This is a genomic window from Azospirillum humicireducens (assembly GCF_001639105.2).
Lineage (GTDB): Bacteria > Pseudomonadota > Alphaproteobacteria > Azospirillales > Azospirillaceae > Azospirillum > Azospirillum humicireducens.
Genome location: NZ_CP028902.1, coordinates 113,774 through 133,515 on the forward strand (window position 1 = coordinate 113,774; position 19,742 = coordinate 133,515).

17 protein-coding genes are annotated in these 19,742 nt (G+C 68.2%); 16 read left to right on the plus strand and 1 reads right to left on the minus strand.

The window, feature by feature from the left end:
- Nucleotides 1–128: 128 nt before the first annotated feature.
- From A6A40_RS15160 to A6A40_RS15205, 10 genes are all read left to right on the plus strand, one after another.
- Nucleotides 129–1,019, plus strand: coding sequence for an MBL fold metallo-hydrolase (locus A6A40_RS15160; RefSeq protein WP_108546770.1), 891 nt, complete (start codon nt 129–131; stop codon nt 1,017–1,019).
- A 22-nt stretch (nt 1,020–1,041) separates the two neighbouring features.
- Nucleotides 1,042–2,631, plus strand: a complete 1,590-nt coding sequence (locus tag A6A40_RS15165) for an FAD-binding oxidoreductase (RefSeq protein ID WP_108546771.1) — start codon at nt 1,042–1,044, stop codon at nt 2,629–2,631.
- Between the two features lie 26 nt (nt 2,632–2,657).
- Nucleotides 2,658–3,914 carry a 3-isopropylmalate dehydratase large subunit gene (locus A6A40_RS15170; RefSeq protein ID WP_108546772.1) on the plus strand — a complete coding sequence of 419 codons (1,257 nt, stop codon included), beginning with the start codon at nt 2,658–2,660 and terminating at the stop codon, nt 3,912–3,914.
- Between the two features lie 8 nt (nt 3,915–3,922).
- Entirely contained in the window at nt 3,923–4,486 is a 564-nt protein-coding gene (locus A6A40_RS15175; protein WP_236783810.1) for a 3-isopropylmalate dehydratase small subunit, read from the plus strand.
- Entirely contained in the window at nt 4,470–5,330 is an 861-nt protein-coding gene (locus tag A6A40_RS15180; RefSeq protein ID WP_236783811.1) for an isocitrate lyase/PEP mutase family protein, read from the plus strand. Before A6A40_RS15175 ends, A6A40_RS15180 begins: the two co-directional genes overlap by 17 nt.
- Before the next feature lie 75 nt (nt 5,331–5,405).
- Entirely contained in the window at nt 5,406–6,539 is a 1,134-nt protein-coding gene (locus tag A6A40_RS15185; RefSeq protein WP_108546774.1) for an ABC transporter substrate-binding protein, read from the plus strand.
- Between the two features lie 74 nt (nt 6,540–6,613).
- Nucleotides 6,614–7,453, plus strand: a complete 840-nt coding sequence (locus A6A40_RS15190; RefSeq protein ID WP_257792295.1) for a branched-chain amino acid ABC transporter permease — start codon at nt 6,614–6,616, stop codon at nt 7,451–7,453.
- Nucleotides 7,450–8,481, plus strand: a complete 1,032-nt coding sequence (locus tag A6A40_RS15195; protein WP_108546776.1) for a branched-chain amino acid ABC transporter permease — start codon at nt 7,450–7,452, stop codon at nt 8,479–8,481. Before A6A40_RS15190 ends, A6A40_RS15195 begins: the two co-directional genes overlap by 4 nt.
- Nucleotides 8,478–9,263: an ABC transporter ATP-binding protein gene (locus A6A40_RS15200; RefSeq protein WP_108546777.1), complete on the plus strand. Its 786-nt coding sequence runs from the start codon at nt 8,478–8,480 to the stop codon at nt 9,261–9,263. The genes A6A40_RS15195 and A6A40_RS15200 overlap by 4 nt, the downstream gene beginning before the upstream one ends.
- Nucleotides 9,256–9,963, plus strand: a complete 708-nt coding sequence (locus tag A6A40_RS15205; RefSeq protein WP_108546778.1) for an ABC transporter ATP-binding protein — start codon at nt 9,256–9,258, stop codon at nt 9,961–9,963. The genes A6A40_RS15200 and A6A40_RS15205 overlap by 8 nt, the downstream gene beginning before the upstream one ends.
- Before the next feature lie 29 nt (nt 9,964–9,992).
- On the opposite strand, the gene A6A40_RS15210 is transcribed toward A6A40_RS15205, so the two are convergent.
- Nucleotides 9,993–10,730, minus strand: coding sequence for a siderophore-interacting protein (locus A6A40_RS15210; protein WP_236783812.1), 738 nt, complete (start codon nt 10,728–10,730; stop codon nt 9,993–9,995).
- Between the two features lie 142 nt (nt 10,731–10,872).
- Here A6A40_RS15210 and A6A40_RS15215 point away from each other — a divergent pair, with 142 nt between their 5' ends.
- From A6A40_RS15215 to A6A40_RS15240, 6 genes are all read left to right on the plus strand, one after another.
- Nucleotides 10,873–11,757: an AraC family transcriptional regulator gene (locus tag A6A40_RS15215; RefSeq protein WP_167562478.1), complete on the plus strand. Its 885-nt coding sequence runs from the start codon at nt 10,873–10,875 to the stop codon at nt 11,755–11,757.
- 193 nt (nt 11,758–11,950) lie between these two features.
- Nucleotides 11,951–14,089, plus strand: a complete 2,139-nt coding sequence (locus tag A6A40_RS15220; RefSeq protein ID WP_108547244.1) for a TonB-dependent siderophore receptor — start codon at nt 11,951–11,953, stop codon at nt 14,087–14,089.
- A gap of 14 nt (nt 14,090–14,103) precedes the next feature.
- Nucleotides 14,104–14,898: an ABC transporter ATP-binding protein gene (locus A6A40_RS15225; RefSeq protein WP_108546780.1), complete on the plus strand. Its 795-nt coding sequence runs from the start codon at nt 14,104–14,106 to the stop codon at nt 14,896–14,898.
- Nucleotides 14,898–15,788, plus strand: coding sequence for an ABC transporter substrate-binding protein (locus A6A40_RS15230; protein WP_108546781.1), 891 nt, complete (start codon nt 14,898–14,900; stop codon nt 15,786–15,788). Before A6A40_RS15225 ends, A6A40_RS15230 begins: the two co-directional genes overlap by 1 nt.
- On the plus strand, nt 15,781–17,775 hold the full coding sequence (gene fhuB / locus A6A40_RS15235) for a Fe(3+)-hydroxamate ABC transporter permease FhuB (protein ID WP_236783813.1): 1,995 nt from the start codon (nt 15,781–15,783) through the stop codon (nt 17,773–17,775). The genes A6A40_RS15230 and fhuB overlap by 8 nt, the downstream gene beginning before the upstream one ends.
- Before the next feature lie 56 nt (nt 17,776–17,831).
- Entirely contained in the window at nt 17,832–19,508 is a 1,677-nt protein-coding gene (locus tag A6A40_RS15240; protein WP_108546783.1) for an ABC transporter ATP-binding protein, read from the plus strand.
- The last annotated feature ends 234 nt before the right edge of the window (nt 19,509–19,742 follow it).

Consider the following 19,742-nt stretch of genomic DNA (forward strand, 5'->3'; position numbering starts at 1 on the left):
CTTGGTCAACAAACAGAACATGCCCGCCGCCATCGCCCCGGCAGATGGCCGGCGCCCCATGCTCCGGCTCGCCGTACTCTCCCAATTCTTCGAGAGCGGTCGCCGGCACCCTGCACGAGGGGAGGACTATGCACACCATCGCCCTTGGTGCGTTCACGGTCACGCGGATCGAGGAAATGCTGACGCCGGGCTTCGACCCCGGCTTCCTGTTTCCGGCCTACGACGATGCGATCCTGACCCGGAACCCCGAACTGGCCGAACCGAATTTCCTCGACCCGGCGTCACGGCGCCTGATGTCGAGCATGCATTCCTGGCTGATCCGCACCGACCGCCATGTGATCCTGGTCGACACCGGATGCGGCAACCACAAGGAACGCCACACGCCCGGCTTCGAACGCTTCCACATGCTGGACAAGCCCTATCTGCGCAACCTCGCGGCGGCGGGCGTGCAGCCGGAGGACGTGACGCTGGTCATCAACACCCATCTGCACATCGACCATGTCGGCTGGAACACCCAACTGGTCGACGGGCGCTGGGTTCCGACCTTCCCCAATGCCCGCTACATCTACGGCGCGCAGGAGTTCAAGCACTGGCGCAGCCCCGACGGCGGGCTGATCGGCATGCCGGGCAACGGCCCGGTGATGGAGGACAGCGTCCTGCCGGTCTGGGAAGCCGGACAGGTGGAGCTGATCGAGGACGGCGACCGGATCCTCGACGGGCTGTCGGTGGAGCTGGCCCCCGGCCACACCGCCGGCCAGATGTTCGTCCGGCTGGAATCGGACCGGCACGCCGCCTACTTCACCGGCGACTGCCTGCACCAGCCGATGCAGGTGGCGCGCCCCGACTGGAACAGCCGCTTCTGCGAGGATCAGGCGCAGGCGGTGGCGACGCGCCGCCGGCTGCTGGACAATGCCGCCGACCGCGGCGCCCTGGTCTTCCCCGCCCATTTCGGCGCTCCCCATACCGGCTTTGTCCGCCGGACGGCCGAGACTTTCCGGTTCGAGCCGCTCGCGGCCTGACCTTACCCGAGAGGGACATTCCATGAGCATCGCCGCCCTCGAAGGCACGGCCACCCTGCTTGACGCCCTGCGCGCCGTACTCGGCCCCGACGGCCTGCTGGATGACGAAAAGAGCCGCAACTTCTACGCCAACGACGTCTTCTGGCAGCCGGGCATCGCGCCGCTCGCCATCGCCCTGCCGCGCGACCGCGACGCGGTCGCCGCCACCGTGCGCGCCGCCCATGACGCCGGCGCGGCGGTGGTGCCGCGCGGCGGCGGCATGTCCTACACCAAGGGCTATCTGCCCGAAGGCCCGAATTCGGTCGTCATCGACAGCCGCCGGCTGAACCGGATCGTCGAGCTGAACACCGACAGCCTCTATGTGACGGTTGAGACCGGCTGCACCTGGGCGGCGCTGAACGAGGCGCTGGAGGGTACGGGCTTGCGCACCGGCTATTGGGGGCCGCTGTCGGGCATCAACGCCACCATCGGCGGCGCCCTGTCGCAGAACAGCGCCTTCTTCGGCTCAGCCCTGCACGGCACCGTGGCGGAGAGCGTGCTGGGCGTCACCGTGGTGCTGGCCGACGGACGCACCGTCACCACCGGGTCGGGCGGGCGGGTCGGCACCAAGCCCTTCACCCGCTCGGGTGGTCCCGACCTGACCGGCCTGTTCCTGGGCGACAACGGCGCCATGGGCTTCAAGGTGGCGGCGACGCTGCGGCTGCACCGCCGGCCGGAGCACACCGATTTCCTGTCCTTCGGCTTCGCCACCATGCAGGCGATGGCCGCGGCGCAAGTGGAAATGGCGCGGGCGCGCTGCGTCTCGGAAGGCTTTGGCATCGACCGCACCAAGGTCGAGCATTCGGCCAGCGTCAACAAGCTGTCCGACGGGCTGAAGACGCTGGGCAACGTGGCGAAGGCCGGCAAGTCGCTGTTCCAGGGCGCCAAGGAGGCGTTGAGCGTCGCCACCGCCGGCACTGCCTTCCTCAAGGACCACAACTTCACCCTCCATCTGGTGGTGGAGGGGCGCAGCGAGACCCAGCTGCGCGAGACGATGCAGATTGTGCGCGAGATCGGCGCCCGCCACGGCAAGGAGATCGAGAACAGCGTGCCCAAGGTCATGCGCTCCAAGCCCTTCGGGCCGGTGCGCGGCATGCTGGGGCGCGAGGGCCAGCGCTGGGTCCCGATCCACGCCATCTTCCCGCTGGGCGACGCCGACAAAGTGGTCGCCGCCAACGACGCTTTCTTCGCGGAAAAGCGCGGCTTCATGGAGCAGCACGGCATCATCTATTCGGTGATGACCATGACGGTCGGCAACGACTTCTTCCTGGAGCCGGCCTTCTACTGGACCGACGAGATCACGCCGCTGCATGCCGCCAGCCTGGGCGAGGACGTCGTGAAGCCCTGGCGCGACCGACCGGCCAACCCGGCGGCGCGCAACGCGGTGGCGGAACTGCGCCGTGCGACGCAGGAACTGTATTGCAGCCTGGGCGGCGTCAGCTGGCAGGTCGCCCGCGACTATCCGTTCCGCGAGATCGTGACACCCGAAACCTGGTCGCTGCTGGAAGGCGTCAAGCGCGCCGTCGATCCGCAGGGGCTGATGAATCCCGGTTCCCTCGGCCTCGGCCGCTGAGGACCGGGAGCGGAGACATCCACGCCATGGGCTACACCATCACCGAGAAGATCCTGGCACGCGCGGCGGGGCTGCCCGCGGTGCGCGCCGGACAGGACATCAAGGCGAAGCCGGACTTCGTGCTGGCCTACGACTTCCCCGGCTACACCGATGTCTATTTCAAGACGATGAAGGAGGATTTCGGCATCGAGCGGGTGGCCGAGCCGGAACGCTTCGGCATCTTCATCGACCACATGGTGCCGACCGCCACCGCCAAGGAAGAGGAGCTGCACATCAACACGCGCAGCTGGTGCGCGGAGAACAATGTGCCTCTGTTCGAACGGCACGGCATCGGCCATCAGGTGGCTGCCGAGGTCGGCTATGCAACGCCGGGCGCCTTCGTCGTCCATTTCGACGGCCATGTCAGCCAGCTCGGCACCTTCGGCACGCTCGCCATCGGGCTGCGCCGCAACGTGATGGAAGCCTTCGTCAGCGACACCGTGTCGATCCGCGTGCCGGATACGGTGCGGGTGAATTTGCGCGGGTCTTTGCGGCCCGGCGTGATGGCGCGCGACGTGTTCCACCATCTGGTGCGCCGGTTGGGGCCGAGTTCCTGCCGCTTCCAGGTGCTGGAGCTGGGCGGCCCGTCGGTGGCGGCGATGTCGACGGAGGGGCTGCAGACCATCACCGGACTCGCGATGTTCACCGGCGCCCTGACCGCCATCGTCAACCCCGACCCGGTGCGGCTCGACTACGCCCTGCCGCGCGCCCGCAAAACGCTGGAGCCGGTGTCGAGCGATCCGGACGCGCACTATTCCGCCGTCCACGACATCGACCTGTCGGATCTGGAACCCATCGTCGTCGCACCGCCGACCCCGGCGGACACCCGCGACCTGACCGAGTTCCTGGGGCTGGAGATCAACGCCGGCTATCTCGGTTCCTGCGCGTCGGGCCGGCTGGAGGATCTGCGGGCGGCGGCCAAGGTGCTGGAAGGCCGGCGGGTCAAGACCGGCGTCTCGCTGCACATCGTGCCGACCAGCCAGGAGCTGATGGCGGCGGCGGCGCGCGAGGGGCTGGTCTCAACCCTGGTGGAAGCAGGGGCCTTCGTCTCCTCCCCCAGCTGCGACTATTGCTTCGGCCGCATCGCGACGATGACGGCGGGACAGCGCGCGGTCTCCACCGGCACCCTGAACGTCCGCGGCCGGATGGGCAGCCCGGATTCGGAGATTTACCTCTGCAACGCCGCGGTGGTCGCCGCCTCCGCCATCGAGGGCCGGATCGCCGATCCGCGCCCGTACCTGTGAGGCCGGGCATGACCGAAACCACGCTCAACATGCCGGCGATGAAGGGCCGCGTCGCCTTCATCTTCGACGAGGTGAATTTCGACGTCGACCAGATCGTCGGCGTCAAGAATATCAAGATCACCGACGTGGCCGAGCTGGCGCAGGTCGCCATGCAGGCCTACGACCCGGACTTCGCCAAGTCGGTACGGCCGGGCGACCTGCTGGTCGGCGCCGACAATTTCGGCTACGGCCACCCGCATTACCCGCCGATGAAGGCGATGCGTCATCTTGGCGTCACCGGGGTGATCGCAGAGTCCTTCTCGCCCGGCTACTGGCGCGGCGAGGTCAGCATGGGCTTCCCGCAGGTCAGCTGCCCCGGGATCCTCGGCTTCGTCCGGCGCTGGGACGAAATCGAGGTGGACTGGGCGGCGGGCGTGGTCCGCAACCACACCCAAGGCACCGAAATTCCCTTCGAGCCGCTGCCGCAGGCGGATGCCGAGATGATCGAGGCCGGCGGCCTCGTCCCCTTCCTGAAGCGGCAGGCGGCCCAGCAACGCGAACAAAAGGATCATGCGCATGTCCCGGGGATCTGAATTCCGCAACCGTGTGCTGGCGCAGAAGACCGTCTGGTCGGCCGGCGCCTATGACGCCCTGTCCGCCCGCTTCATCGAGGCGGCCGGCTTCGACGCGCTGATGACCTCGGGCTTCGGCGTCTCGGCCTCCTTCCTCGGCCAGCCGGATGCCGAGCTCTACACCATGTCGGAAAACCTGACGGTGGTCCGCAACGTGGTGTCGGCGGTCAATGTCCCGGTCATCGCCGACATCGACACCGGATACGGCAACGCCATCAACGTGATGCGCACGATCCGCGAGTTCGAGGCGTCGGGCGTGTCCGCCGTCATCATGGAGGACCAGGTGGCGCCCAAGCGCTGCCCGATCTGCGTCGGCGGGGTCGAGGTGATCCCGATGGACGAAGGCGTCGCCAAGATCCAGGCGGCGGTCGAGGCCCGGCGCGATCCCAACATGCTGATCATCGCCCGCACCGACGTGGTCGATCCGGCCGCCGCGATGGAGCGCGGGCGCGCCTATGTCGCCGCCGGCGCCGACATGATCCAGCCGATCAGCAAATGCTTCAAGGACATCGACGGACTGCGCGCCATGCGCGAGGCGGTCGGCGTGCCGCTGTCGCTGCAGCTGCTCGGCTGGCTGGAGAAGCTGTCGGCCGACGAGGTCGAGGAGGTGGCCGGCATGGCGACCTACGCGCTGGTGCCGCTGATGACCGTCGCCTCGGCGCTGAAAGAGAATCTGGCCGCACTGGCGGAACGCCGCTCCACCCGCGACCTGCCGCGCCCGGTGACCGACCACAACAGCTTCATCGACTTCATCGGCTTCCCGCAGATCGAGGAATTGCAGAAGCGCTACCTGAAGACCGCCTGACGATCCTTTGCCGGCGGGCACCGCCCGCCGGGGCCAAGGGCAACGCAAAAGACGACCAATCCACGGAGGAACCCCATGTTCGGTAGGCGCACTCTCCTTGCCGCCGCGGCGGCCCTGGCCCTGACGCTTCCTACCTTCGGCGCACAGGCGCAGCAGCCCCCGGTCCGCATCGCCCTCATCGGCCCGATGAGCGGCACCGGCGCCTTCGAAGGCCAGCTCGGCCTGGAAGGCGCGCAGGCGATGGCCGCGGTGATCAACGCCAAGGGCGGTGTGGCCGGCGGCCGCAAGATCGAGCTGCTGACCTACGACGACAAGGGTTCCCCCGAGGATGGCGTCAGCGCCGCCAAACGGGCGATGGAGCAGGACAACGTCGACATGATCATCGGCGGCTGGTTCAGCGCCGTCGCCCTGTCGATGAAGGAAGTGACGCGCGACAAGATCATCACCGTCATGACCAGCTCCCAGCATCCCAAGGTGACGGAGGAGGGGCACAAGTACCTGTTCCGCCTCAACGCCACCTCGGCGATGATGTCGGAGTTCTATTCGAAGGCGATCTGCGAGCGGATCAAGCCCAAGTCCATCGCCTTCATGAACGTCAACGACGACTGGGGCCGGCTGGAGCTGGACAACTACACCAAGCTGCTGACCGGCTGCGGCATCGAGGTGAAGGGGCACGAGTTCTACAACCGCACCGACACCGACTTCACCACCGCCCTGACCAAGCTGAAGTCGCTGAACGCCGACGCCATCTATGTCGCGGCGATCAACACCTCGCAGGGTGCCACCATCTACCGGCAGATCAAGCAGACCGGCTATCGCGGCAAGGTCATCGCGTCGGCCGGCAACATGAACCCGAAGCTGGTGGAGCTGTCCGGCAACTCGCTGGAGCAGGTCTATTCCGCCTCGCCCTTCACCGAGGACGGCGCCGCCCCGTCGCTGAAGCCGTGGCTGGAGCAGTACCGCAAATCCTACAAGAACGAGCCGTCCTTCATCGCGGCACTGGGCGCCCAGGCGGTCCAGACCCTGGCCTTCGGCATCGACACCGCCGGCGGCGACCCGCGCGCCTACGACAAGATCGCCGCAGCCCTGAAGTCGCAGGCGGTCCCGACCGTGATGGGGGAACTGCGCTTCTCCGACAAGGGCCAGGCGAGCCAGTCGATCCATCTGGTGCAGGTCCAGAAGAAGCAGATCGTCAGCGTCCGGGACTGAGCGGCGGCTGGCAAGAAGCCCTCTCCCGTCCCGGGAGAGGGAGGNCCGTCTTCGCCCAGCAGATCGCGAACGGCCTGGTCAACGGGATGGCCTATGTGCTCATCGCCACCGGGCTGACGCTGGTCTTCGGGGTGCTGCGCATCGTGAATTTCGCCCATGGCGAGTTCTACATGCTGGGCGCCTACATCACCTATTTCATCGGCACCATGCTCGGGCTCGATTACATCGCGGCGGCGGCGATCTCGGCGGTGGTGGTGGCGGGGCTCGGCATCGCCGCCAACCGGCTGATCTTCTGGCCGCTCCGCCGCGACCATGAATTCACCATCCTGCTGTCAAGCCTGGGGCTTGCCCTGCTGATCGCCAACGGCGGCGAGCTGCTGTTCGGCGCCGATCCGAAATATGTCGAGAGCCCATTCGCCGACGAGATTCTGGACATCGGCACGGTTACGCTGACCCAGCAGCGCGTGCTGGTCTTCGCCGCCGCCGTTGTGGCGCTGATCGCGGTCTATCTGTTCATCCGCTATTCGCGCTTCGGCAAGATGATGCGGGCGACGGCGCAGAATCCGGACGGGGCCGCGCTGACCGGCATCAACATCAAGCTGGTCCACGCCTACACCTTCGCGCTGGCCTGCGGGCTCGCGGCGCTGTCGGGCGCGCTGGTCGGCCCGACCGTGATGATCTTCCCGACCATCGGCAACTGGGCGGTGCTGAAGGGCTTCATCGTCGTCATCATGGGCGGTCTGGGCAGCGTCACCGGCGCCCTCTTCGCCGGCCTGCTGCTGGGCGTCATCGAATCGCTGGGCGGCGGCTACATCTCCCTCGGCTTCATGGAGGCCATCGGCTACGCGATGATCATCGCGGTCCTGCTGTGGCGCCCCAACGGCCTGTTCAGTACGGCGCGGGGTCTGCGATGAACACCAACTCTCACGTGCAATCCCTGGGCCAACCCCTGGCGGTTGCCGGCGGTATCGCGGCGCTGGCGGTCCTGCCCTTCCTGGCCGGCAACGCCTATCTGGAACATCTGCTGGTGCTGTGGATGCTGTATGCGCTGCTGGCGCTCAGCCTCAACATCGTCATCGGCTATCTCGGCGAGCTCACCTTCGGCCATGCCGCCTTCGTCGGCGTCGGCGCCTACACCTCCGCCATTCTCTCGACGCAGCTGGGATTGCCGCCGCTGCTGGGCCTGCCGCTGGCCGGGCTGGTGGCCGCGGCCTTCGGTCTGGTGATCGGCTATGCCGCCCTGCGGGTGGTCGGGCCGCAGTTCGCCATCCTGACACTGGGTTTCGGCGCCATCCTGTTCACCATCACCAACCATTGGGTGGACCTGACGCGCGGTCCGATGGGCATCACCGACATCCCGCCGATGGCCATCGGCCCGCTGGCCTTCGACAGCGCCCGCCCGACCTATTATCTGGTTCTGGCGCTGGTGCTGGCGACCGCCTGGCTCTGCCACGCGCTCGTCACCAGCCGCACCGGCCGCGCCTTCCTGGCGGTGCGGGAGAATGCGCCGCTCGCCGCCTCGCTCGGCATCAACGTCTTCCACACCAAGCTGCTTGGCTTCGTCGCCGCCACCGCCATCGCCGGCATCGGCGGCGCCATCTATGCCCACTATATCCGGGTCATCACCCCCGACATCATGGGCGTCCACAATGTCGCCGCCCTCATCATCGTCGTCATCATCGGCGGGCGCGGCACCATCCTGGGGCCGATCCTGGGCGCGCTGGTCTATATCGGCCTGCTGGAATCGCTGCGCGTCGCCGGTCCGCTGCGCATGGTCATCTTCGCGGCCCTGCTCACCGGCACCGTCGTCTTCCTGCCGGGCGGCCTCGTCAGCCTGTGGCAGCGCTGGCGCAACAGCCACAGGTCGGAGACCGCCCAGCCGGCCACCCCCGCCGGTTTGCCCCCCACCGGTTTTCCCAGCGCAGAGGGAGGTGCGAAATGAACGCCACCGCTCAAGAGATCCTGTCCGTCAGCAACCTGACCCGCATCTTCGGCGGCCTGACCGCGGTGCGCGACGTCACCATGACGGTTCAGGCGGGCGAGGTGGTCGGGCTGATCGGGCCGAACGGTGCGGGCAAGACGACGCTGTTCAACATGCTGGGCGGCTCGCTGCCGCCGTCGTCGGGCAGCATCCGCTTCGACGGCACCGACTGCACCGGCGCGCCGTCGCACGTCATGGGCCAGCGCGGCGTGTCGCGCACCTTCCAGATCACCAGCCTGTTCCCCAGCCTGACCGCGCTCGACAATGTGCGAAGCGCCACCTACCGCACCACGCGGGCCGGCTGGGGCGCGTCGATCCTGCGCAGCGCCGCCTACCGCCTGGAAGAGGCGGAGCTGCGGCGCAAGGCGCTGGAGATCCTGTCCTTCTGCGACCTCGACCACCGCGCCGACACGTTGGCCGACGGCATGTCCTACGGCGAACAGCGCCGGCTGGAGATCGCCATCGCGCTGGCCGCCGAACCGCGCCTGCTTCTGCTCGACGAGCCCGCCGCCGGCATGAACCCGGAGGAAGGCCAGCGGCTGGTCGAGATGATCCGCCGCATCCGCGCCCGTGGCGTCACCGTGCTGTTGGTGGAACATCACATGCGCGTGGTCGCCAGCGTCTGCGACCGGCTGGTGGTGCTGGACCATGGGGTGAAGATCGCCGAGGGGCCACCGGCCCAGGTGCTGAACGACGCGGAAGTGATCCGGGTGTATCTGGGACGGGAGCCGGTCGATGCTTAAGGTCGAAGGTCTGAAGGTCAGCTACGGCCACCGCGAGGCGGTCCACGACGTCTCCCTGACCGTCGAGGAGGGGGAGTTGGTGACGCTTGTCGGCTCCAACGGCGCCGGCAAGACGACGACGCTGAAGGCGATCTCCGCCTTGCTGCGGACGAGCGGCGGGACCATCACCTTCGACGGCGAGCGCATCGACCGGCTGGCGCCGCATCAGGTGATCGAGCGCGGGCTGGTCCATGTGCCGGAAGGCCGCCAGCTTTTCCCCGACATGACGGTGCTGGAGCATCTGGAACTGGGCGCGCTCCGCGGCCGGCCCGGCAGCACGGGATTCGCCGAGCGGCTGCGCTGGGTCTATGAGCTGTTCCCCATCCTGGCCGAACGCCGCACCCAGCGGGCCGGCACCATGAGCGGCGGACAGCAGCAGCTGGTCGCCTTCGGCCGCGGCCTGATGGCCAACCCGAAATGCCTGATGCTGGACGAACCGACGCTGGGTCTGGCGCCGATCATCGTCGACACATTGGCCGACACGATCAGAAGCCTGCACAAGTCCGGCATCACCGTCCTGCTGGTCGAACAGCGGGTCGATCTGGCTCTGCGTCTGGCCGACCGGGCCTATGTGCTGGAGACCGGCCGGGTGGTGATGGAGGATGCGGCCCAGACCCTGCTTGCCGACCCGCGCATCAAGACCGCCTATCTGGGGCTGTGAGCGCGGCGACCGGCGATGCATGAACCGGCTCAGCCATAATGCTCGAAGCCGCCCTGGGCGACGCTCGCCTTCCAATAGGCGACGACCGAACAGGAATCGGCGGGAAGGCGGAGCGTCTGACGGACATGGCCGCGGATGCGCTGGGCGGTGCCATGCTCCGTCCCGCTCCACACCGCCAGTCCTTGCGTTCCGGCCGGTGCCGCCGCCATCACCGCCTCCGGCAGGGGGGAGGGGCCGGGCGCCGAACCACGGTCGCGGTTGAACCATGTGATCGAGGTTGCGGCTCTCGATGTCAGTTCCTGCTGCTCGACCGGTCCCGGCACCTCGACGAACACCTCCGCCGAGGCATCGGCCGGCAGGTTTTCCAGCAGATGGGCGATGGCCGGCAGCGCGGCATGATCGCCGGCCACCACATAGCGTCGGGCCGGCTTCATCGCGATCCCGCCCGAGACAGAAATCCCGACCCTCTCCCCAGGCTTTGCACGGGCGGCCCATCCCGACGCCACGCCGGCACCGTGAAGCACGAAATTCACCTCCAGCGTGCCGGACGCCGCATCGAAGCGCCGCACCGAGTAGATGCGCAGCGGCGATCCGCCGCCGTCCGCCGCCGGAACCACCAGCCCGACATGCGGAGCCAGCACGCCCGGCTTCAGCGTGAACCCCTCCAGCCCCGGACCGCCAAGGACGATGCGGCGCATGCGCGGAGTCAGGGTGGAGACGGCGGCCACCTCCGCCCACCGAAGATCACAGGGATATCTGCTGCTCAAGACAGGCCACTCCGCGCCGGCACCGGGGGCCGCATGCTAAATAAGAATGCGACTTGTTCGCAATAGTGCTTTGTCCTATAGGAGGTGGTCGCCAGAAGACGGATGCCGGAGGCCGCGCGATTTGGGGCCGGAAAGTCGAACGATGCCGTTCCACCCGAGAATGCAGAGCAGCACCGAAGGAATCACCATTCTCGGCGACCTGCAATGGCGCGCCTGGAACGGGATGATCGCCGATATCTGGACCGTCGCCTGCGACCGGAATGCCGGCGGCGAATATGTGTCGGAGGCTCCGCGCCTCGTCGTGGTCCTCGACCAGCTCGGTGACGGCGCCCTGCATGTCATGGACTCTCCCGACCGCGGCAAGTCCCACCGCGCGAGCCGGCGCCAGCCCATGAGCTTCGTCCCGGCCGGCCTCAAGGTCTGGTCCCGCACCGACAGCCTGCGCCGGCTCACCCATCTCGACCTGCATTTCGACATGTCCGTGCTGGAAAGCCGCTTCAGCGATGGGCTGGACATCCGCGAAATGGACCGGCCGCGGCTGAATTTCTCCGATGACCGGCTGCTGTCCCTGGCCCGGCTGATCGCGGCGGAATGCCGGCCTTCGGGCGTCCTGAACGATCTCTACGGCGAAAGCCTGATGGCGGCCCTCTTCATCGGTCTCGCGCAGACCCAGCCGGCGGCCGACCGCAAGCGCGGCCAGCTGCCGCCGCGCCAGCTGAGGCGCGTGATCGACTTTATCGAGGACCATTGCAGCCGGCCGATCCGCCTGCAGGAACTGGCCGACCTCACCGGCCTGTCGCCCGCCCATTTCTGCTCCGCCTTCAAGGCATCGACCGGCGTGCCGCCGCACAAATGGCAGATGCGGGCGCGGGTGGAGCGCGCCAAGGCGCTCCTCACCGCGGCGGACGTGACGCTGGCGGCAGCCGCGGCGATGGCCGGATTCTCCGATCAGGCGCATTTGACGCGCGTCTTCCGCCAGATCGTCGGGTCCACGCCCGCCGCCTGGCTGCGCGACCAGTCGGCCTGAGCCGATGCGGCGTCGGCGAAGATTGTCGAAAGAACGTCCAACCCGTCCAAAGACGGTTCAATCCGGCCCTCCATGCATCTGCTAATCATTCGCAACAACAGCTCCACCTTGGGACAGGATGGTCCGGTGGCGTTTCGCGGGTGGTGCAGACAGTCCGAGGCCGATTGCGATGGTTCACTTTTCGATCAAGCAGATGACCCGTTTCCTCCTGAGCGGCACGGCATTCGCCGCCCTGCTGATGCCGGCATTGGCACAGGCGCAATCCCAGGGTGACACCGGCACGCCCGCCATCCTCGGTCCGGTGACCGTGGAGGGCAGCAGGGCCGCCGACACGGCGACCAGCCCGGTCAAGGGCTATGTGCCGACGCGCTCGGCGACCGGATCCAAGACCGACACGCCGCTGGAGGAAATCCCGCAATCGGTGTCGGTGATCGGCCGCGCGGAGATGGACGACCGCGGCGCGCAGAAGGTGGACGAGGCGCTGCGCTACACCCCCGGCGTCTTCAGCCAGCCTTTCGGCCGTGACAGCGACACCGACTGGGTCTTCATCCGCGGCTTCCAGGCGACGCAGTCGGGCGTCTATCAGGACGGGCTGCAGCTCTACGCCTACGGCTTCGGCGGCCAGTTCGTCGACAGCTACAACCTGGAGCGGATCGAGGTGCTGCGCGGCGCCTCCTCGGTGCTCTACGGCGGCAGCAACCCCGGCGGCCTGCTGAACTACGTCACCAAGCGTCCGGGCGGCACGCCGGTGCGCTCGGTCGAGGTCGGCATGGACCAGCACGGCACCGCCCATCTCGGGCTGGATGTCGGCGGCGCGCTGGATCCGACGTTGAGCTACCGGCTGACCGGCCGCATCGCCGGCGGCGACACCTACACCGACTTCGCGGACGGCTTCCGCGGCACCGTCTCGCCCAGCTTCAAATGGTCGCCGAACGATGCCAACAGCCTGACGATTCTGACCAACTACACCGACATCGACGAGACGCACAACGGCGGCGCCTTCCTGCCCTATGTCGGCACGGTGGTGGATGCCCCCTTCGGCCGGATCGACCGCAAGGCCAACTTCACCGAGCCCGGCATCGACACCTACCGCCGCCGTCAGGCCTCCATCGGCTACGAGTTCGAACACCGCTTCGACAATGACCTGATCTTCCGCCAGAACGCGCGCTACAACTACAGCAAGGTTCACGAGGTCACGGTCTATCCCTACGGCTACGGCGGCTTCTCGGCCACGCCGACCGATCCCAACAACCTGCTGTCGCGCATCAATTTCGAGCACACGACCGAGGTCAACAGCGTCCTGATCGACAACCAGCTGGAAGGCAAGCTGCGCACCGGCCCGGTCGAGCACACGGCGCTGGCCGGCATCGACTACAAGTATTTCGCCATGGATCAGGTGCAGGCGTCCGGCTCGGCCACGACGATCAGCGCCACCAGCCCGGTCTATGGCGCAGCCCAGGGCCGGCGCTTCGCCTACATCGACCAGAAGCTGACGATGCGTCAGCTCGGCGTCTATCTGCAGGACCAGATGCGCTTCGGCCAGGGCTTCCTGGTGACGTTGAGCGGCCGCTACGACATCGCCTCGACCGACGCCGAGGGCACGCCCGCCTATGACGGCAAGACCGGCAAGTTCAGCGGCCGCGCCGGTCTGGCCTATGAGTTCGCCAACGGCCTGACGCCCTATGTCAGCGCCTCGACCTTCTTCAACCCGGTGCTGGGCTCCTCGGCCGCCGTCGGCGTCTTCAAGCCGGAAAGCGGCCGTCAGTACGAGGTCGGCGTCAAGTACCGCCCGGCCTGGATGGACGCGCTCTTCACCGCCGCCCTGTTCGACCTGACGCGCACCAACGTGGTGACCGGCGCCTTCAACGCCGAGACCCAACTGGGCGAGGTCAACTCCCGCGGCGTCGAGCTTGAGGCCAAGGCCAACATCACCCCCGGCCTGAAGGCCACCGCCTCCTTCACCGCACTCGACCTCGACATCAAGAAGGACGCCAACCCGGCCCTGATCGGCAAGACGCCCTACATCGTGCCGCAGGTCCAGGGCTCCGCCTTCCTCGACTACAGCTTCCGTGAAAGCGTGCTGAACGGGGTGTCGGTCGGCGGCGGCGTGCGCTATGTCGGGTCGTCCTGGGCCGACAACGAGAACACGCTGAAGGTCCCGGCGGCGACCGTCTTCGACGCGCGGGTCGGCTACAAGCGCGACAACTGGGGCGCCAACCTGTCCGTCACCAACCTGCTGGACAAGAAGTACGTCGCCAGCTGCCAGACCCAATATTCCTGCGGCTATGCGGAGGGGCGGACCGCCCTGCTGACCCTCAACATGAGCTGGTGAGTCACGAGAGAGCGATGCCAGGCCCGGACAAGACCCCTGCCCTGTACGACCTGGAGGCCGTCGGATTTTCGGCGGCCGGCCGGCCGATCCTGTCGGACCTGTCGCTTCGGCTGGAGCAGGGGCGCATCTATGGGCTGGTCGGCCCCAACGGCTCCGGCAAGAGCACGCTGATCCGCATGCTTGCCCGCCAGCAGCCGCCTGGGAGCGGGCGCATCCGCTGCCTCGGCACCGAGATCGCGCGGATCGGCGAGCGCGACTTCGCCCGCACCGTCGCCTACATGCCGCAATTCACCCCGCCGGCGGAGGGCATGACCGTGCGCGAGCTGGTGGCGCTCGGCCGCTTTCCCTGGCACGGCGCGCTCGGCCGCTTCGGGACGGAGGACGCCGCCAAGGTGGCGGAGGCGATCGCCGAGACCAACCTGGACGCTTTCGCCGACCGGCTGGTGGACAGCTTGTCCGGTGGCGAGCGGCAGCGTGTCTGGCTCGCCATGATGCTGGCGCAGGACACGCGCTGCCTGCTGCTGGACGAACCGACCTCGGCGCTCGACATCGCCAGCCAGGTGGAGATGCTGGGGCTGGTGCGCCGCCTCAGCCGCGCCCGCGGCATCGGCGCGGTCATCGTGCTGCACGACATCAACATGGCCGCCCGCGTCTGCGACGAGATTCTGGCGATGCGCGGCGGGGCGCTGATCGCCCAGGGAACGCCGGACGCCATCATGACCGGCGAGACCCTGGGCGCGATCTATCGCCTCACCATGGGCATCGTCCCGCATCCGGTCACCGGCGACCCCATCGGCTACGTCCTGTGATGGCGGCGAGGACGATATCGCGGCGGCACGCGCTGGGTCTGGCGGCGGGGTTGGCATCGCTGCCCTTTCCGGTGCCCGCCGCAGTGCCGCGCCGGGTGGCGGTCATCGACTGGGCGCTGCTGGAAACGGTGCTGGCGCTGGGGGTTGTTCCGGTCGCCGCCACCGAACTTCTACAGTTCAGCAAGACCGTCATGGAGCCCTCGGTGCCCGCTTCCGTCGCCGACATCGGCCTGCGCGGCACGCCGAACTACGAGGCTCTGAACCTCGCGGAACCGGACCTGATCCTCACTTCGAATTACTACGAAGGGCAGCGCGCCAGCCTGGAGCGGGTCGCGGAAACCCTGTCGCTGTCGATCTACGCGCCGGGCGTGCCGCCCTATGCCGCCGCGGCAGAGGCAACGCTCGCCCTTGGCCGGCTGCTCGGCCGCGAGGCGCAGGCGCAATCCGTCGTCGCCGGCACGGAGGCGGAAATCGCCCGCCTGCGCCGGACGGTGAGCGGCATCGGCCGCCGGCCGGTCCTGGCGATCAATTTCGGCGACGCCCGCCATTTCCGCGCCTTCGGCACCGACAGCATGTTCGGCGAGGTGCTGCGGCGGCTGGAGATCGAGAATGGCTGGGCGGCGCAGACCAGCTACAGCGCAACCGCACCGGTCGGCATCGAGGCTCTGGCCCGCTTCCCCGACGCCACCGTCATCGTCGTTCCGCCGGTTCCCGCCGACGCCATGCGGACGCTGGCCGACAGCGCCCTTTGGCAGGCCCTGCCGATGGTGCGGGAAAAGCGCGTGACGGTGATCGAGCCGGTCAACCATTTCGGCGGTCTGCCGGCCGCCCTGCGCTTCGCCCGCCTCGCCACCGCAGCCCTGCTCCAACGGGGGGCAGGCAATGGCTGAGCGCGCACCGATGAACCGCATCCTGCTGTGGGGCGGGCTGGCCCTGGTCGCCGCCTGCCTGTCGGCCGTCCAGGTCGCCGGACATCTCGCTGCGCCGGCCGCGGTCGGCGGCACCACCACAGGCCCCGGCTGGCTCGACGCCATCATCCTCCATCACAGCGTCCTGCCGCGCATCACCGTTTCGCTGGTCGCCGGTGCGGCGCTGGGACTGTCGGGGCTTTTGCTCCAGCGCGTGCTGCGCAACCCGCTGGCCGAGCCTTCGACGCTGGGCGTGTCGGCCGGCGCCCAACTCGCCATGACGGTGGGGCTGCTCTATGCGCCGACTCTGATGGAACAGGCGCGCGAGGGCGTGGCGCTGGCAGGCGGGCTGGCGGTGGTCGGGCTGATCCTCGCCATGACATGGCGGCGCGGGCTGGAGCCGGTCGCGGTGATCCTGGCCGGCATGATGGTGGCGCTGACAGCCACCATGACCAGTGCCGCGCTGATCCTCGCCAACGGCGACTATCTGTTTTCGATCTTCATCTGGGGCGGCGGCGCGCTGGCGCAGCAAAGCTGGGGGCCGACCCTGACCATCGCGCTGCGCCTGCTGGTCGGCCTCGCCGCGGCCATCCTGCTGACGCGCCCGCTGGCGATCCTCGGGCTGGACGATTCCAGCGCCCGCAGCCTGGGCGTCGCCCTGAACGCCACGCGCTTCGCGGTCATCGGTGTCGCGGTCTGGTTGGCGGCCAGCGTGACGGCGGAGGTCGGCGTGATCGGCTTCGTCGGTCTGGCCGCCCCGGCGCTGGCACATCTCAGCGGCGCACGGACCCAGACGCAGAAACTGATCGCCGCACCGCTGATCGGCGCAATCCTGCTCTGGGTCACCGACGGGCTGGTGCAGCTTCTGGCCGGCGCCAACGGCGAACGGGTGCCGACCGGCGCCGCCACCGCCCTGCTGGGCGGCCCGCTGCTGCTGTGGCTGCTGCCGCGCTTGCGCATGGTCGAATGGCCGTCGCTGAACACCCGTCCCGCCCCGTCGCGCCGCAACCCACGTCCCCGCCTGCTGATCGGCCTGATCGCCTTGCTGGGCCTTGCCGCCGTGGCCCTCGCGCTGACCGTCGGCCATGGTCCGGACGGCTGGTCCGTGGCGAGCGGCCCCCTCCTCGACCGGCTGCTGGCATGGCGCGGCCCGCGCGTGGCGGTCGCGGCGGCGGCGGGTGCGATGCTGGCGGCGGCCGGAATGCTGTTGCAGCGCATCACCGCCAACCCCCTGGCCAGCCCGGAGATCCTCGGCGTCGGCACCGGCTCGGGCGTCGGGCTGACTGCCGCGCTGTTCCTGGTCGCCGCCCCCGGCATCGGCATCCAGATCGCCGCCTCGGCGGCGGGTGCGGTGCTGGTGCTGGCCGCCATGCTGGCCCTGTCGCTGCGCGCCGGCTTGGGGCCGGAACGGCTGCTGCTGGCCGGCATCGCCATGAGCGCGCTGTGCAGCGCCGTGCTGACCGCCGTCATCGCCACCGGCACGCCGCAAGCCTTCACCCTGCTGCGCTGGCTGAGCGGATCGACCAACGAGGCCGGTCCCGCCGACGCCTGGTTCTGCGCGGGTGCCGCGGTGCTGCTGCTGGCGGCCCTGCCGCTGGCATCGCGCTGGCTGGAGATCCTGCCACTCGGCGATGTCACCGCCCGCGCGCTCGGGTTGCCGGTGCAGCGCTGCCGCGTCATTCTGGTGCTGTTCGCCGGCCTGCTGACGGCGGCGGCGGCGCTTTTCGTCGGCCCCTTGAGCTTCGTCGGCCTGATCGCCCCGCATCTCGCCCGGCTCGCCGGCCTCGGCCGCCCGCTGGAACAGGGCATCGGCGCCATTCTGATCGGCGCCGGCCTGATGGTGGTGTCGGATTGGCTGGCGCGGACGGTCGCCTTCCCCTATCAACTGCCGTTGGGATTGTTCGCCGCGCTGCTCGCCGGCCCCTATCTGATCTGGTTGCTCAGCCGGGCCGGCCCGCGCGCCGGCTAGGCCGTCCTGGTCCTCCCGTGCCTATTCCCATTTTCAGTTCCGGAATGAGAAGAGCCATGCTCCGCCGCTTCCTCGCCTACTACCGTCCCTACAAGGGCCTGCTGCTTCTCGACATCGCCTGCGCGATCCTGTCGGGACTGCTGGAACTGGGCTTCCCCATGGCGGTGCGCGCCTTCGTGGACCGGCTGCTGCCCACCCAGGACTGGCCGCTGATCGTCGCCGCCACGGCGGTGCTGCTGGCGGTCTACATGGCGAATGGCGGGCTGATGGCCATCGTGACCTATTGGGGCCACAAGCTGGGCGTCAACATCGAGACGGAGATGCGGCGTAAGAGCTTCGACCATCTGCAGAAGCTCTCCTTCAGTTTCTACGACAACAACAAGACCGGCCATCTCGTCGGCCGCGTCACCCGCGACCTCGACGAGATCGGCGAGGTCGCGCACCACGGCCCCGAAGACCTGCTGATCGCGGTGATGACCTTCGTCGGTGCCTTCGCCCTGATGGCAGTGGTGCATCTGCCGCTGGCGCTGATCACCGCCGCCATCGTGCCGGTCATCGCCTGGCTGACCAGCCGCTATGGCGGACGCATGACCCGCAACTGGCAGTCGCTCTATTCCCGCGTCGGCGACTTCAACGTCCGCATCGAGGAGAATGTCGGCGGCATGCGCGTCGTCCAGGCCTTCACCAACGAGGACCACGAGCGCAAGCTGTTCGCCGAGGACAACGACCGCTACCGCAAGACCAAGCTCGACGCCTACAAGATCATGGCGGCGTCGACAACGCTCAGCTACATGAGCATGCGGCTGATCCTGATCGTCGTCATGCTGACCGGCGCCCATTTCGTCCTGGTGGGGGAACTGACCCAGGGCGGCTTCTTCGCCTTCCTGCTGCTGGTCAACACCTTCTTCCGACCCATCGAGAAGATTAACGCGGTCATCGAGACCTACCCGCGCGGCATCGCCGGCTTCCGCCGCTACACCGCCCTGCTCGACACCCAGCCCGACATCGCGGACGCCCCCGACGCCGTCCCGGCGCCGCCGCTGAAGGGCGACATCCGCTTCGAAGGCGTGTCCTTCGGCTATGACCCTGCCCGCCCGGTGCTGAAGGGCGTCGATCTCGGCATCAAGGCGGGGTCCACCGTCGCCTTCATCGGCCCGTCCGGCGCCGGCAAGACGACGATCTGCTCGCTGCTGCCGCGCTTCTACGAGATCGCCGGTGGCCGCATCACCATCGACGGCTTCGACATCCGCAGCATGACGCTGGCCTCGCTGCGCCGGCAGATCGGCATCGTCCAGCAGGACGTCTTCCTGTTCGGCGGCACCATCCGCGAGAACATCGCCTATGGCCGGCTGGGCGCGTCAGACGCCGAGATCGCCGAGGCGGCGCGGCGCGCCCATCTCGACGGGCTGATCGCCTCGCTGCCGGACGGTCTGGACACCATCATCGGCGAACGCGGCGTGAAGCTGTCGGGCGGCCAGAAGCAGCGCCTGACCATCGCCCGCATGTTCCTGAAGAATCCCCCGATCCTGATCCTGGACGAGGCGACCTCGGCGCTCGACACCCGGACGGAGCGGGAAATCCAGAAATCCCTGATGGAGCTTGCGGAAGGGCGGACGACGCTGATCATTGCCCACCGTCTGGCGACCATCCGCAGCGCCGACGAGGTCTATGTCGTCGGTGCCGAAGGCGGCATCCAGCGCATCACCCACGAGGAACTGGCCGCCCACGGCTGAAAGGGTGCGAATGCATGGGGGCGGCTGCCGTGCGCCGCCCCCGGCTTCGCGGGAATGGCGACCAAGAAAGCTGCATTCCGGCGCAACAGGCATCAAACGTCCGCCTTATCCGGCCCAATGACCCGCCAGATATCGGTATAACCAGACCGGCGATCCGCATAGTCTCTTCATCCGAATTCTCTCGGGTTTATACCAACGCAACCCTTTATCGCCATTGGGAAGTCTTCGTATCAT

Coding starts and splice junctions, on each gene's coding strand:
- A6A40_RS15240 (WP_108546783.1), top strand. CDS start 17,832: ATGCTCCGCCGCTTCCTCGCCTACTACCGTCCCTACAAGGGCCTGCTG.
- fhuB (WP_236783813.1), top strand. CDS start 15,781: ATGGCTGAGCGCGCACCGATGAACCGCATCCTGCTGTGGGGCGGGCTG.
- A6A40_RS15220 (WP_108547244.1), top strand. CDS start 11,951: ATGACCCGTTTCCTCCTGAGCGGCACGGCATTCGCCGCCCTGCTGATG.
- A6A40_RS15215 (WP_167562478.1), top strand. CDS start 10,873: ATGCCGTTCCACCCGAGAATGCAGAGCAGCACCGAAGGAATCACCATT.
- A6A40_RS15175 (WP_236783810.1), top strand. CDS start 3,923: ATGACCGAAACCACGCTCAACATGCCGGCGATGAAGGGCCGCGTCGCC.
- A6A40_RS15195 (WP_108546776.1), top strand. CDS start 7,450: ATGAACACCAACTCTCACGTGCAATCCCTGGGCCAACCCCTGGCGGTT.
- A6A40_RS15230 (WP_108546781.1), top strand. CDS start 14,898: ATGGCGGCGAGGACGATATCGCGGCGGCACGCGCTGGGTCTGGCGGCG.
- A6A40_RS15205 (WP_108546778.1), top strand. CDS start 9,256: ATGCTTAAGGTCGAAGGTCTGAAGGTCAGCTACGGCCACCGCGAGGCG.
- A6A40_RS15185 (WP_108546774.1), top strand. CDS start 5,406: ATGTTCGGTAGGCGCACTCTCCTTGCCGCCGCGGCGGCCCTGGCCCTG.
- A6A40_RS15180 (WP_236783811.1), top strand. CDS start 4,470: ATGTCCCGGGGATCTGAATTCCGCAACCGTGTGCTGGCGCAGAAGACC.
- A6A40_RS15225 (WP_108546780.1), top strand. CDS start 14,104: ATGCCAGGCCCGGACAAGACCCCTGCCCTGTACGACCTGGAGGCCGTC.
- A6A40_RS15160 (WP_108546770.1), top strand. CDS start 129: ATGCACACCATCGCCCTTGGTGCGTTCACGGTCACGCGGATCGAGGAA.
- A6A40_RS15170 (WP_108546772.1), top strand. CDS start 2,658: ATGGGCTACACCATCACCGAGAAGATCCTGGCACGCGCGGCGGGGCTG.
- A6A40_RS15165 (WP_108546771.1), top strand. CDS start 1,042: ATGAGCATCGCCGCCCTCGAAGGCACGGCCACCCTGCTTGACGCCCTG.
- A6A40_RS15200 (WP_108546777.1), top strand. CDS start 8,478: ATGAACGCCACCGCTCAAGAGATCCTGTCCGTCAGCAACCTGACCCGC.